This is a genomic window from Rhizobium sp. Leaf306, assembly GCF_001423425.1.
GTDB lineage: Bacteria > Pseudomonadota > Alphaproteobacteria > Rhizobiales > Rhizobiaceae > Neorhizobium > Neorhizobium soli.
Window position 1 is genome coordinate 653,846 of sequence record NZ_LMNX01000002.1, and the last position, 13,214, is coordinate 667,059.

The window sequence follows — 13,214 nt, forward strand, 5'->3', positions numbered from 1 at the left end:
TGTTCCTGAACTCTCGGTATCAGACTGCGATGAATGCCGGATCGGCGTGGCTGTAGCCGACTGCATAATCCATTGTGGGGCCCTGTGCACGAATGCGTTCGCGAAGGCGCGTGGGCCACAACTTGCCTTCGGTTTCTTCGACATCGATGACATTGACGTCGACGACCTTGTTTTCGGCGAAGTCACGCTTGCCGATTGCCTCCAGCGAGGAGACGGCTTCCGCATGGCGTGCGACGAGCGCTTCCTGCAGGTTTTCCGTCCAGCGACCGGCGGCATCGAGCCAGACGGCGATGCCATCGGACAGGCGGTTGGCAGTCAGAACCTTGTCGGCCATTATTCCACTCCAATGCTTGCCCGCTCAACCGTCCTTGCAAAGGCGGAAAGCGGTTCGGACTTCTCAAAATTCGCACCTGCGACGGCTTCGCCGATAATCACCATGACCGGGCCATCGAGGTCGTCGCGGGCCTCGAGCGCCGGGAGTTCCTGGAGGACCCCGTGGAACAGCTTGCGGTCGGTGCGGCTGGCATTCTCGATCACCGCGATGGTGGTGAGCGGAGAGACGCCCGCCTGCATCAGCCGTTCGGCGACCGATGCTGCAACCGTGCGGCCCATATAGACGGCGATGGTGGCGCCGGAGATCGCAAGGCTTGCCCAATCCGGCAGAGCTTTGCCGGCAAGGTCATGGCCGGTGGTGAAGATCAGCGACGAGGCGACACCGCGGAGCGTCAGCGGCAGTTCGAAATCGGCCGCCGCGGCAAAGGCCGAGGTGATGCCGGGGATGATCTCGTAGGCGATGCCGGCTTCGCGCAAGGCTGCCATCTCTTCGCCGGCGCGGCCATAGACCAGCGGATCGCCGCTTTTCAGGCGCACGACGCGCTTGCCCTGGCGACCGAGATCGACCAGCAGGCGATTGATCTCGTCCTGGCTCTTGGAATGGCAGTTCTTGCGCTTTCCGACCGAAAGGCGTTCCGCATCGCGGCGGCCCATATCGACGATCGCCTGAGGAACCAGCGCATCGTAGACGATCGCGTCCGCTTCCATCAGCACGCGCTGGGCCCGCAGTGTCAGGAGATCCTCGGCGCCAGGACCGGCACCCACCAGCCAGATCTTGCCTTCGGCCTTGCCGGTGAGGGAGAGAAGAGCGTCTGCGGCACGGCGGGCCGCGGTATGATCGTTGGCGTCGACGGCATCGGCAACATCGCCGGAGAAGAACCGGCGCCAGAAGATGCGACGGGAGACGCCGCGCGGGACTGCGCGTTCGACGGCATCGCGGTAATCGGTCGCAAGCGAGGCCAGTCTGCCGAGCGATGGCGACAGCATCTGATCGATGCGGGCACGGATCATCTGGGCGAGAACAGGACCTGCACCCTCGGTGCCGATGGCGATGGCGAGCGGGGCGCGGTTGACTAGCGCCGGCGTGAAGAAATCGCAATGATCCGGCTGGTCCACGGCGTTGGACGGAATCCCATGAGAGCGGGCAGCAATGACAATGGTCTGGTCGAGCGCCTGATCGCCGGTGGCGGCAAACACGAGCGTGGCGCCTACGACCTGAGCGGCGGCAAAGGTTTCGCGGATCGGTTCCATTCCGTGCTGGGCTAGCCATGCGGCATAATCGGCCTGCGGATCATCCGCATAGGCGATGATCAGCGCGTCCGTATTGGCGATCAGCCGCGCCTTGGCATAGGCCTCGTCGCCGTTGCCGAACACGGCAACGTTTTTTCCGCGCACGCGAAAAAACGCCGGGAAGACCGACAGGCGTTGAAGGCTCTGAGACATGCGATTATCCTGCATCATATGAACCTGAATATCCACAATGCGGTGGCATAATTGAAGAAATGGATGTGCAAAAGGCCGGGGCGCCCGGTATTTCTGTTTCCCGTACGCTCGCTTCTTGAGCAAAAGCCACCGCCAACCTTCCGTTCATTGTGTGCAGCCCTGCACGACCATAACCCTACACCCGTACAATTTCGCTCTGCGGCAGACCTGGAGATGAGTGCACCATGACCATTGCTTCCCGCCTTCTCGATGTCATCGAGCACGATATCCTGCCGCTGACGCAAACGGGCGTTGCCACCGGCAACAAGGTGTTCGGGGCGGCGATCCTGCGCAAGTCGGATCTGTCGCTGGTAATTGCCGAAACCAATAACGAGCTGGAAAATCCGCTCTGGCATGGCGAGGTGCACACGCTGAAGCGCTTCTACGAGATTGATTCCGGACTTTCCGCCAAGGATCTGATTTTCCTCTCGACTCACGAACCGTGCACGATGTGCATGTCGGCGATTACCTGGGCAGGGTTCGACAATTTCTACTCGTTCTTCAGCCACGAGGACAGCCGCGATGCGTTTGCCATTCCGCACGACCTGAAGATCCTGAAGGAGGTGTTCGGGCTGGAGCCCGGCGGCTACCGGCGCGCCAACGCCTTCTGGAACTCCTACTTCATCAGCGACCTTGTCGAGGCCGAAGAGGACGACGCCATCCGGCAGGACCTGAAGGCGCGGGCGGAGCGGATCCGGCAGCGCTACCAGCTGCTGTCCCAGAGCTATCAGGCCGGCAAGGCTGACAACACGATACCGCTCAATTGAAGGCCAAGGATTTCGGCATGCATGCTTCGAAGGATATTTCCCGCCTGATCGAGATCATGGCGGCGCTGCGCACGCCGGTGACCGGTTGCCCGTGGGATCTCGAACAGAGTTTCGAGACGATCATTCCCTATACGATCGAGGAGGCCTACGAGGTGGCCGATGCGGTCGAGCGGCATGACATGGACGATCTGCGCGAGGAACTGGGCGACCTGCTTTTGCAGGTCGTGTTTCATGCGCAGATGGCGGAGGAGGCCGGTGCGTTCGCCTTCGGCGATGTGGTCGAGGCCGTCACCACCAAAATGATCCGCCGGCATCCGCATGTGTTTGCGCGCTCCGATGCGGATACGCCGGGTGCCGTGAAGCTGCAGTGGGATGCGATCAAGGCCGAGGAGAAGCGCGAGCGGGCCGAGCGGCGGGCGCTGCGCGGCACGACGGAGCCTTCCAAATCCGGCTTTCTCGGCGGCGTGCACCGGGCCCAGCCGGCCCTGAGCGAGGCCGTGAAGCTGCAACAGCAGGCCGCCCGCGTCGGGTTCGACTGGTCGGAACCCGGCCCGATCCTCGACAAGATCGAGGAGGAAGTGGCCGAACTGCGCGAGGCCCTGGCGGCCGGACAGCCCGAAAAAGTCTCCGACGAACTCGGCGATCTCATCTTCGCCCTCGTCAACATCGGCCGCCATGTGGACGCCGATCCGGAGACGGCGCTGCGCGGGACGAATGCGAAATTCCGCAGACGTTTCAGCCATATCGAGACGGAACTTCAGAAATCAGGCGAAATGCTGGAGGCCGCGACGCTGGAGCGGATGGAGGGGCTTTGGCAGGAGGCGAAGGCGATTGAGCGGGCGCTGTAACCCGCTCGCTTCGCGCCGCCTGTCTCGGCCCGGCGGGGCTTGTTCTATCCGCGGTCTGCATTACGGCCGGGATGGCGGGGGCAGGTTTTCGCGGGCCCGGTAGGCCGCCATCCATCGCTTGGCATCCTCTTCCTGTAGCGCGTTTCGGGCGACCTCGACACAGGCATCCTGCAATTCACGCTCGATGGCGGAGGGCGATGCGAACATCATGCCCTGCCGGCCGAGATCGGCGCGGGCGGCAAGCGCGATGAGGTAGATCAGGGTAAAGCTTTCGGGGTACTCGGGGCCGAAATTGATCAGACAGGCAGGGGCGCCGGTGTCTACATCGACATGCAAGCATCGGTTGGCGCGACGGCATTCGCGCCGGAGGCAGGCCTGCGGAAAGGCCAGGATCTCTGCCGTGCAGCATGCCAGATGGGTCTCGATTTCCGTGATTTCGACAGACATGGTGCTTCTCCTGTCCGGTTTCGGATGATCCGCCTGCGCAGGGCAGACGTGTGCCTTGGCGATCGAGGGATGGAAAATTCGGACGGGGCGCCGGAAGCTGCCTCGATATAGAAAGTAGTGGTGACACCTTTCGGCACCCCGTTCGGCGGTTTTTGCCCGCGACTCCGGTCTCTCTGCAATGACCCGGCCGGGCGGTTGTTCGCCGCCAGCTTCCCGGTGCTTCCGACGGATCAGGAATCCGGCGAAACCACCCGGCGGGCCACCTTGTGTGCCGCACAGGCACATCCGGCGCGCTCTTTCGGGCATCGGAAACCGGCGGTCGCTCCGTGACCCGCCTGTTTCCCCCGTGTCGCCGGAGGGAGACCATTTTCCGCGGACCCGGAGCATGGGGTTTTGCGTCCTTTCCCCATGACCCGCGCCGGTTCCGCCTCGCCGGGACGCCTCCCGGTGTATCCGCGACGGAACGCAGCATTATAGGCACGGAAAAAATCCGTGAGGATGTAACATGCGTTAAGTTATTGAAATTTAGTGGGTCGGTGCGTCAAAAGCCGCCGCAGCGCAAACAAAAGCGCTGTTATCGAGTCGCATCTAAGGACCGGAAATGCGGGCGTTGCGCCCTCGGCGCGTAAAGCTGCCGCTCAGCGCGGCGCGGTGCCGGCCAGTTTCGACTGTACGAGATCGACGCTGCCGCGAACATGGATCGTCACCGGTTTGCCACCGGCACCCGTGACCGCCAGCGCAATCACCGAGACGTCTTCCTCATAGGTGGTGACGTAAAGGACCTGAGCCTGATTGACGTAAACGGGCTGATTGTGGGTGTTCTTGAAGCCAATCATCGTGGCTGTGCTCCATCTTCGCTGTGAAGAAGGTATCGCATGGAAGGGGTTGATGGAGGGTGAATGCGGGTGGTGATGGTGTATGGGGATGTGCGGGCGCTTTGGTTGGCGGCCAAGGGTGGCGCCGCGATCCCGGACGGATCTAGTGGCCGCCGAGCAGATCGCGCAGGCCCCATTTGACATCGCCATTGCGGTTTTCGATGTCATCCACCTTCCAGCCGCCGTTTTCGCGCACTAGCGTGTAATGCAGCGTGACCGGCCCAAAATTGCGGAAGAACACATCGAGTTCGACGCGGTCGCCGCTTCCCTTGAGCGGCCCGAGCCGCACATTCGTCGCCTCGCCATCCTGCCCTGAGATTACCGGATCGAAATCGATCGTGCCGATCTCGTCATCGGACGTCCGGGCGCGATCGGCGACAAACAGCTTGGCCAGCCCGCGCGAGAAGAACGGCTGGTAAGGCGAGGGCGCATCCGCCGGCGTCTTGTCGAGATCATAGGCATAGAGCGCCTTGATCATCGCTTCCGGGGTTTTGTAGGTCTCCGCCGCGAAGGTGGGGAGGGTTGAGAAGAGGAGGAGCGTGTAGAGTCCTGAGGACCACAAGGGTGCAATTGTTTCGGAGGCACCGATGCCAAAGTTGCAAATAACACGTTATACGTGCTTTAAACTAAACCTACTGGTGAACGATTCGGGGCGCAATTGCATGGCAAAAGCAGCAGATTTATTCGTCTGTTTCTATGACGATACGGAAAAAGGCTACGGCTTTTCGTATTCTGATAAGAACGATTTCTCTGATTTCGACTTCGACAACGGCGTCTTGGTTGAAAAAATCGAGAAGGAGATCGAAAACATAAAAACGGGCGAAAAGTCCCTCATGGCAACCCGGTTTGTCAATTTTGCCGACACTATGAAAGGTTACATCGAATTTTTGAGGCTATTTGCCAGCCTCGGTTCGTTCATCTCGGACAATATCGGGCGCGAAGCACTCATTGATTTCCTGAAAAAAAACGGTTCGATAGTCGGCGAAAAGCCTAATCAGAAGATTTTCCGTATCTCTGCTCAGAAGAAACAAGAGCTCCTTAAAATACGCGAAATTCTGAAATCTTCTAAAATTGTCGGCAAAGAAATACCTCAGATGCTTCTGATGGGTCTAGTTAGTAGCTATGAGCACCAAATGGCTCTTCTAACTAAAATAATAATCGAGATGAATCCCAAGATTATTATTACGAAAGAGAAATCAATTCCATTGATTGATGTAATTAGTGCAAGCTCTATTGAGGACATCAAAAATAAGTTCATAGAAAAAGAGATAGAAGATATTTTTAGAGAGGGTCCGGAGAAGCAGATTGAGTGGTTCGAAAAGAAGGTAGGTATAACCGATATAAAATCCAAACACGAAAATATTAACGTATTTCTAGAGATATTTGAGAGGAGAAATTTATTTGCCCATAATAACGGCATAGTGAACGATATTTACTTGTCGAGAGTATCTAAAAATATAACTGCAAATCTAAATGTTAAAAAGGGAGACTATCTCTCGGTCGATTCAGTTTATTTCCAAGAATCATTAGATATAATTATAGAATTTGGCGCGAAGCTTATCCAGGTGTGTTGGCGGAAATTGGCGCCCGAAGAGTCTGAAATTGCCGACTCGTTGCTATCAAATTTATGCTTTGAGCTAATTATTAGTGGAGAGTACCGTCTCGCAAAGTATCTTCTTGCTTTTGCTCGAGATCTTCGCGGGCCTAGGGTCGATATTTTTAGTCGTATGTTTATTGTGAACCATGCAAACGCCTGTAAGCTCTTAAACGAAGAAAAAGAAGCGGTAGCCATTCTAGACAGCGTTGACTGGTCCGCATCGGCGATAAATTTCCAGTGTTGCGTGGCCGCTGTGCGTGGAAATGCAACGGAAGTTGCCGCCCTGATGAAAAAAACGGGAAAGAATGGCGAAATATCTGCGTTGGAGTTTCAGGAATGGCCTGTCTTCTATCATGTTAGGGACTCTGACGAGTTTCTCAAGGCTTTCAAGACGACCTTCGGTGTAGACTATGTGCCTTCATCAATTCGCAAAGGAGGAATTGTCGGAAGTCTAGGTGGACTGGCATTCGCGGTGTTAGGTGAAAAACGGCAGGCGAGCAAATCAGATTCAGTGGCTAAGAAAGTATCATTACGCAGCGTGAATTAGACGGCCAGTTATGAAGTTGGTGGTTCTTTCCATGATTTGGAGACGCCACGCAGTTTAAGCTACGCAACTGGGCCAGTCCTCGGTGGGCGGCTCGCCCAGCTAATTCAGTGGCGGACGAGATGCGTCGGGTAACGCGGTGGACAACCGTTGGTACCCGACTCCATCCATTCTGCGATGTGACTGTCGGGCTAAGGCGCCTCCCTTGGTCCGCCGCCTCTGCTGCTTGGCATCGCCAGCATGCTCGTAGCTCCCGGCGCCGACCTGCCTTACCCACCCCTTGAGGGGGAGGGTCGGACCGGAGGGCCGGGGTGGGGTGATGGTTTGAGGTTCTGGCGGGTCCCGCCGCGTTGCGGCGACCTCCCCCTCAAGGGGGAGGTGTTTTCCGGTGTTCCCGAGGGCGAGTGACCGCTGCCTGTTCGGAGCCGTCATGTCGGTGCCTACCGCCCCGGTCGTCCCGTCTTGCCCTTGGTCCGCCGCTTTTGCTGCTTGGCATCGCCAGCATCCTCGTAACTCCCGGCGCCGACCTTTCCGCGCACGATGGGGCGCGGGTCGTCCTTGCCTTCGCCGCGTTCCGGCTGGCCTTCCAGCAGCGGCGAGAAGCGTTTCTTGGTGCTGATCGATTCCGGTGGGCGTTCCGGCAGGGTGCCGGGGGCGGGTTTTTCGGTGCGGCCGACGGTCATCTCGTCGAGGGAGTTGCGGCGGAAGAGCGGTGTGGCCGTGTCGGTGCCCGGGCCCATGTCGTCGAGCGAGGGTTTGGCGAAGTAGGAGGGAGACGCCTCGTCTCCGGTCTTGGCGGCTTTGCCTTTGCCGCCGCCCAGCGAGGTGCGGGTGGCTTCGGCGCTGCGGCGCACGCCTTCCTGGGCCTTGGATTCCTCGCGGGCGATCGGGTCGTCCATGGTGGCGAGTTCTGATGCCTTGAGGCGTTTGATCTCGTCGCGCAGGCGGGCGGCCTTTTCGAAGTCGAGGTCGGCTGCGGCGTCGCGCATGGATTTCTCCATGGCGTTGAGATGGCTCTGCAGGTTGTTGCCCACGAGGTGGCCGCCGTCTGCGAAACCCTTGCCGGAGGCGCCTGATATATCGGCGCGGACGTGGTCGCGTTCGTAGACGCTGTCGAGAATGTCGGAGATGCGGGCTTTGACCGACTCAGGCGTGATGCCGTGTTCGGTGTTGTAGGCGACCTGCTTTTCGCGGCGGCGGGCGGTTTCGTCCATGGCGCGCTGCATCGAGCCGGTGATCTTGTCGGCGTAGAGGATGACCTTGCCATCGACGTTACGGGCGGCGCGGCCGATGGTCTGGACGAGTGAGGTTTCCGAGCGCAGGAAGCCTTCCTTGTCGGCATCGAGAATGGCGACGAAGCCGCATTCGGGAATGTCGAGACCTTCGCGCAGGAGGTTGATGCCGATCAGCACATCGAAGGCGCCGAGGCGCAGATCGCGGATGATCTCGATGCGTTCCAGCGTGTCGATATCCGAGTGCATGTAGCGGACGCGCACGCCCTGTTCGTGCAGGTATTCGGTGAGGTCTTCGGCCATGCGCTTGGTGAGCACGGTGACCAGGGTGCGGTAGCCCTTTTCGGCGGTCTCGCGGATCTCGCCGAGCACGTCGTCGACCTGGCTGCGGGCGGAGCGGACTTCGACCGGCGGATCGATCAGGCCGGTCGGCCGGATGACCTGTTCGGCAAAGACGCCGCCGGCCTGTTCCATTTCCCAGTTGCCCGGCGTTGCCGACACGGCGACGGTGAGGGGGCGCATCGCATCCCATTCCTCGAAGCGCAGCGGCCGGTTGTCCATGCATGACGGCAGGCGGAAACCGTATTCGGCCAGGGTCGCTTTCCGGCGGAAGTCGCCCCGGTACATGCCGCCGATCTGGCTGACGGAGACGTGGCTCTCATCGATAAACAGCAGCGCGTTGTCGGGTATATATTCGAACAGCGTCGGTGGCGGCTCGCCGGGGGTGCGGCCGGTGAGATAGCGCGAATAGTTCTCGATGCCGGCGCAGGAGCCGGTCGCCTCGAGCATTTCGATGTCGTAGCGGGTGCGCTGTTCCAGACGCTGCGCTTCCAGCAAGCGGCCGCCCTTTTCGAGCTCGTTGAGGCGGAGCTTCAGCTCTTCCTTGATCGACTTGATGGCGCCGTTGAGGGTGGGGCGCGGCGTCACATAGTGGGAGTTGGCGTAGATCTTGACCGACTTCAGGTCGCCGGTCTTGTGGCCGGTGAGCGGGTCAAATTCGGTGATGCTATCGATCTCGTCGCCGAACATCGAGATGCGCCAGGCGGCATCTTCAAGGTGGGCCGGGAAGATCTCGATCGTATCGCCGCGCACGCGGAACGATCCGCGGATGAAGTTGATGTCCTGGCGCTTGTATTGCTGGGCCACGAGATCGGCCAGAAGCTGGCGCTGGTCGAGCTTGTCGCCCACGGCCATCTGGAAGGTCATGGCGGTGTAGGTTTCGACGGAGCCGATACCGTAGATGCAGGAGACCGAGGCGACGATGATGCAGTCATCGCGTTCCAGCAGCGAGCGGGTGGCGGAGTGGCGCATGCGGTCGATCTGTTCGTTGATCGAGGATTCCTTCTCGATGAACGTATCGGAGCGCGGCACATAGGCTTCCGGCTGGTAATAATCGTAGTAGGAGACGAAATATTCCACCGCGTTGTCGGGGAAGAAGTTCTTGAATTCGGAATAGAGCTGCGCCGCCAGCGTCTTGTTGGGCGCCAGGATGACGGCCGGGCGCTGCGTGGCCTCGATGACCTTGGCCATCGTGAACGTCTTGCCGGAGCCGGTGACGCCGAGCAGGACCTGCGACCGTTCGTTGTTGTTGATGCCTTCGACGAGGTCCTTGATGGCAGTCGGCTGGTCGCCGGCAGGCTGATAGTCCGAGGCCATGCGGATGGTGACGCCGCCTTCGGACTTTTCCGGACGGTGAGGACGGTGCGGCGTCCACATCTTGCCGTCCTTGAACAGCGGGTTGCCGCTTTCGATCAGCGCCGACAGGGCCTCTACCGTGGCGGTGACGGCGCCGGTGGCGAGGTGTTCGGCCTCTTCCAGAGACACGTCCATGCCGGCGACCGGATTGAGGCCGGCGGCGGCGCGGGTTTTGGGATCGGACGAGCCGCCCATCGACGTGCCGCGGGACGATTTCGACGAGGTCGTGTGCTTGGCGGTTTTCGGCGTGTCTTTCGCGGCGGCCTTGATGGCCTCTTCGCGGGCGGCGATCTCGATCTTCTTGCGATGCTTGCCGGCCTTGGAGGCGATCTCGCGCTGGGTCTCGACGCCGGACATTTCCGCCTCGGCTTCCAGCTGCCTCACCCAGTCCGAAACATTCCCCTCCAGCGGCGCGCCTTCAAACGACGATTGCGGGGATTCCTCGAAACCGCTGGGCTTGGAGGAGGGGGATTTTTTCGGAGATCTGGCCATGCCGCGAATATGGAGGCGGGATGGCGGAAAGTGAAGAGGGGGATGGTGGGAAAATGAGTACAAAAGGGCAACGGGGTGGGTGGGTGAACCCGGCATCACTGCTTGAAGATGTTATCGCGGTGCCAGGCAATGTAATGGGGATGCGGACGCAGGTGCCTTTCGGCCGGCACACGCGCCATCAGGTCGGGTACGAGCAGATGCGAGACGTCGGCATTGAGGTGGCGTGAGCATAATATGTTGAAGTCGTCGGCAAGCGACAACAGGCCGCGATCAAACATCCAGTGCACCGTGCCGGACAGTGCGATGCCGTTTTGCACCGAATCGTTGCCGCCCCGTTCGACTGGAATGATATGCGCCGCCTCGACCTCGGGCCGTCCGCCGCCGTTTATAAGGCGCAGGCCGGTAAAGGCGCAGCGACGATCATAGACCTTGCGGACATGCTGCCGGAACTTCAGGTCGCGAAACGGGCGGTTGATGACCTGACTGATGATCGCGCGGGGCTCGGGGGCGGCGATGTACGCGTCTTGTGGCGGCTCGTCCATGGTCCGTGCGGGCATGGCATCGTCAATGCTATCGATGCGAGCTGGCCATTCGTCCGGTTCGGAAAGCCCTGCTTCCACGATCGCAGAGAATTCGTGGGCGTCGATCAGTCGTACAGCCTGCACGCTTCGGCCGCCATTGACGGAGAGGTCAGGTCTTACCAGCTGACGCTCGAAGCCACCATTTTCTCGGTAGTCGACCGGTCTATCAAAATCGATGTATTCGTCGAGATGCGCGAAGTGGTGATTAGGGAGGTCCGGATCCTGCTCGACGGCGCGGACGCGGGCGATGCCGGAGTAGTGACGGCCGGACACACCGGTCAGCGGGCCGTAGTAAACGATCATACTGCCGATCGTCTGGACCACGCGGGAAAGATAGGTGCCAGGAAAATGGTAAAGCTTACCTCTCACGTCCTTATAGGTGGTGTCCTCCTTATGGTAGAAGACTGCATTGACCATTCAGCTTCCCCGGCATGCGCAGTTCACGTCTTTCGCGCGACGGTAGTCCGGCGCGGGATTAACCGCAACCGCTAAAGGGCGTCGCAAAGGTTAAGCCCATTCCGGTGTTGAGCGGGAGAACGTTGTGGATCCGGCCTGCGGGTCGCCCCGTCGTGTTCGAAGTCCCACGCCGTAAAGTAACCGGATGACAGAATGTTGTATCGACCGTGGCTGGACAGGCGAGCCGTCGTTCGCGATATCGCAGCTGATGGCATTCTTGCCGAGGCATATGACAATCGTTTAGAGGGGCCACTTCCGAGGTTCTTCGGTCCCAGACCGCGGTTGGCTGGCGGCAAATCGTACGGGTCGCGAAATGGCCGTAATTGTCTTTCGTTTCGGAGACATTCGTCTCCGACTCTGGGGGACTGAAACAGGAGTGGCCGGATGGCGATTTCGAGACCGACATTGGCAGCGATTCGCTACGGGTACGGATTGCGTCCCGGCGAGGAGCCGCCGCGCGATGCCGAGGCTCTGCTGGCCCAGCTCGACCAGGCCGCAAAAAGGAAGCCGCGTTTTCCCCGCGAGGGAGCGGGTGGCCGCCGCGAGACGGCCTCTCGGGTGATGTCGCTGCGGGCGGCCGAGGCGAAGGCGGCCAAGGACGGCAAGCCGAACGAAAGCATTCGCAAGGAAACCCAGAAGGAAGCGCTGCAGATCTATCGGCAGGATGCGATGGCGCGGCTGGCGCAGGCGATTCTGTCGCCCTTCGGGTTTCACGAACGGCTGGCATCGTTCTGGACGGACCATTTTTCCACCAGCGCGCTCAAGTCGCTGCCGATGCGGATGGTCGTGCCTTTGTACGAGGCAGAGGCGATCCGTCCCAATCTGGCCGGGTCGTTCGCGAACCTGCTGAAAGCCGCCATGCTGCATCCCGCGATGCTGATCTATCTCGACCAGAGTGATGGTGCCGGCATGGACGCCCCCGCGGGGCGGCCGGGCGGGCGTGCCGTGAACGAAAGCCTTGGCCGCGAACTGCTGGAACTGCACACGCTGGGCGCGGGGAGCGGATATACCCAGGAGGATGTCCGGGCCGCCGCGCTGATCCTGACGGGACTGTCGGTCGATCGCCGCGCTCTCGAAGTCGTCTACCGGCCACGCATTTCCGAAGGCGGCTCGATTAGCTTGCTCGGAGAGGTTTATGAGGACGACGAGGCGGGGAGCCAGGACCATCTGCGGATGCTCGAGGATCTGGCTATGAACCCGATGACGGCGGAACATGTCTGCCGAAAACTGGTGATCCACTTCGTTGCCGACGAACCCCCGGCGGATGTGGTTGCCGCGATGACGGCAGCCTGGGCTGAAACCGAGGGCGATCTGAAGGCCGTCTATCGTGCCATGCTGGATCATCCCCGTGCCTGGAGCGATCCTGGACAGAAGATCAAGCGTCCGTTCGAATTCGTCGTGTCCGGATTCCGGGCCGTCGACATTTCCGACAAGGACCTCTCCCGGTTGCTGGACGAGATGGACGACGATGATCAGGAAGACGACGGACCGATGCGAAAGGCGCTGAAGATGGCCAGCAGCACGGCTGCCCGCGCGGATGCCAAGCAGCGTGCCGCGCGCGCCAACGACCTGACGCTTGCCGCGCTCCAGCGGATGGACCAGCCGATCTGGCAGCCACCGAGCCCGGCCGGCTATGCCGACCTGGCGAGTGTCTGGCTGTCGCCGGGCCAGCTGAGCGAGCGGATCGCCTGGGCGCGGCTGATGGCCGGCCGTTTCGGCCAGAGGCGCGATCCCGGCACGTTTCTCGATGCGGCGCTCGGGGACGCGGCGGGCCAGAATACCAGGGACGTGATTGCTCAGGCACCCAACACCAACCACGCCATCGCGATGGTTCTGGCGTCGCCCGAGTTCAACAGGAGATAGCG

At 60.5% G+C, this 13,214-nt stretch carries 11 protein-coding genes; 4 read left to right on the forward strand and 7 right to left on the reverse strand.

Annotated features, from left to right (window positions below):
• Nucleotides 1-19: 19 nt before the first annotated feature.
• On the reverse strand, nucleotides 20-334 hold the full coding sequence (locus ASG19_RS10940; RefSeq protein ID WP_062456424.1) for a DUF2849 domain-containing protein: 315 nt from the start codon (nucleotides 332-334) through the stop codon (nucleotides 20-22).
• Complete coding sequence (gene cysG / locus ASG19_RS10945) at nucleotides 334-1,776, reverse strand: siroheme synthase CysG (protein ID WP_062457995.1); 1,443 nt, start codon at nucleotides 1,774-1,776, stop codon at nucleotides 334-336. Before cysG ends, ASG19_RS10940 begins: the two co-directional genes overlap by 1 nt.
• Before the next feature lie 224 nt (nucleotides 1,777-2,000).
• On the opposite strand from cysG, the gene ASG19_RS10950 reads away from it, so the two are divergent.
• Together ASG19_RS10950 and mazG are read left to right on the forward strand one after the other, a co-directional pair.
• Complete coding sequence (locus ASG19_RS10950; RefSeq protein ID WP_062456427.1) at nucleotides 2,001-2,582, forward strand: nucleoside deaminase; 582 nt, start codon at nucleotides 2,001-2,003, stop codon at nucleotides 2,580-2,582.
• A gap of 17 nt (nucleotides 2,583-2,599) precedes the next feature.
• Nucleotides 2,600-3,430, forward strand: a complete 831-nt coding sequence (mazG, locus tag ASG19_RS10955; RefSeq protein ID WP_062457998.1) for a nucleoside triphosphate pyrophosphohydrolase — start codon at nucleotides 2,600-2,602, stop codon at nucleotides 3,428-3,430.
• Between the two features lie 60 nt (nucleotides 3,431-3,490).
• Here mazG and ASG19_RS10960 read toward each other — a convergent pair whose 3' ends face one another.
• The 3 genes from ASG19_RS10960 to ASG19_RS10970 all read right to left on the reverse strand — a co-directional run bounded on the left by ASG19_RS10960 (nucleotide 3,491) and on the right by ASG19_RS10970 (nucleotide 5,314).
• The gene (locus tag ASG19_RS10960) at nucleotides 3,491-3,877 is read right to left on the reverse strand and encodes a hypothetical protein (protein WP_062456429.1); all 387 of its coding nucleotides are present in this window, start codon (nucleotides 3,875-3,877) and stop codon (nucleotides 3,491-3,493) included.
• A 638-nt stretch (nucleotides 3,878-4,515) separates the two neighbouring features.
• Nucleotides 4,516-4,713, reverse strand: a complete 198-nt coding sequence (locus ASG19_RS10965; protein ID WP_062456430.1) for a hypothetical protein — start codon at nucleotides 4,711-4,713, stop codon at nucleotides 4,516-4,518.
• Between the two features lie 142 nt (nucleotides 4,714-4,855).
• Nucleotides 4,856-5,314, reverse strand: coding sequence for a DUF3828 domain-containing protein (locus ASG19_RS10970; protein WP_062456431.1), 459 nt, complete (start codon nucleotides 5,312-5,314; stop codon nucleotides 4,856-4,858).
• Nucleotides 5,315-5,414: 100 nt separating this feature from the next.
• Here ASG19_RS10970 and ASG19_RS10975 point away from each other — a divergent pair, with 100 nt between their 5' ends.
• The gene (locus ASG19_RS10975; RefSeq protein WP_156466480.1) at nucleotides 5,415-6,896 is read left to right on the forward strand and encodes a hypothetical protein; all 1,482 of its coding nucleotides are present in this window, start codon (nucleotides 5,415-5,417) and stop codon (nucleotides 6,894-6,896) included.
• A 437-nt stretch (nucleotides 6,897-7,333) separates the two neighbouring features.
• On the opposite strand, the gene uvrB is transcribed toward ASG19_RS10975, so the two are convergent.
• Nucleotides 7,334-10,312, reverse strand: coding sequence for an excinuclease ABC subunit UvrB (gene uvrB, locus ASG19_RS10980; protein WP_062456435.1), 2,979 nt, complete (start codon nucleotides 10,310-10,312; stop codon nucleotides 7,334-7,336).
• Nucleotides 10,313-10,407: 95 nt separating this feature from the next.
• The gene (locus ASG19_RS10985; RefSeq protein WP_062456438.1) at nucleotides 10,408-11,310 is read right to left on the reverse strand and encodes an HNH endonuclease; all 903 of its coding nucleotides are present in this window, start codon (nucleotides 11,308-11,310) and stop codon (nucleotides 10,408-10,410) included.
• Between the two features lie 423 nt (nucleotides 11,311-11,733).
• Here ASG19_RS10985 and ASG19_RS10990 point away from each other — a divergent pair, with 423 nt between their 5' ends.
• Nucleotides 11,734-13,212: a DUF1800 domain-containing protein gene (locus tag ASG19_RS10990; RefSeq protein WP_062456441.1), complete on the forward strand. Its 1,479-nt coding sequence runs from the start codon at nucleotides 11,734-11,736 to the stop codon at nucleotides 13,210-13,212.
• Nucleotides 13,213-13,214 lie beyond the last annotated feature (2 nt).

Bases quoted from the DNA above. Each gene is read 5' to 3' on its own strand.
- ASG19_RS10940 (WP_062456424.1), bottom strand. From the start codon at position 334: ATGGCCGACAAGGTTCTGACTGCCAACCGCCTGTCCGATGGCATCGCC.
- cysG (WP_062457995.1), bottom strand. From the start codon at position 1,776: ATGTCTCAGAGCCTTCAACGCCTGTCGGTCTTCCCGGCGTTTTTTCGC.
- ASG19_RS10950 (WP_062456427.1), top strand. From the start codon at position 2,001: ATGACCATTGCTTCCCGCCTTCTCGATGTCATCGAGCACGATATCCTG.
- mazG (WP_062457998.1), top strand. From the start codon at position 2,600: ATGCATGCTTCGAAGGATATTTCCCGCCTGATCGAGATCATGGCGGCG.
- ASG19_RS10960 (WP_062456429.1), bottom strand. From the start codon at position 3,877: ATGTCTGTCGAAATCACGGAAATCGAGACCCATCTGGCATGCTGCACG.
- ASG19_RS10965 (WP_062456430.1), bottom strand. From the start codon at position 4,713: ATGATTGGCTTCAAGAACACCCACAATCAGCCCGTTTACGTCAATCAG.
- ASG19_RS10975 (WP_156466480.1), top strand. From the start codon at position 5,415: ATGGCAAAAGCAGCAGATTTATTCGTCTGTTTCTATGACGATACGGAA.
- uvrB (WP_062456435.1), bottom strand. From the start codon at position 10,312: ATGGCCAGATCTCCGAAAAAATCCCCCTCCTCCAAGCCCAGCGGTTTC.
- ASG19_RS10985 (WP_062456438.1), bottom strand. From the start codon at position 11,310: ATGGTCAATGCAGTCTTCTACCATAAGGAGGACACCACCTATAAGGAC.
- ASG19_RS10990 (WP_062456441.1), top strand. From the start codon at position 11,734: ATGGCGATTTCGAGACCGACATTGGCAGCGATTCGCTACGGGTACGGA.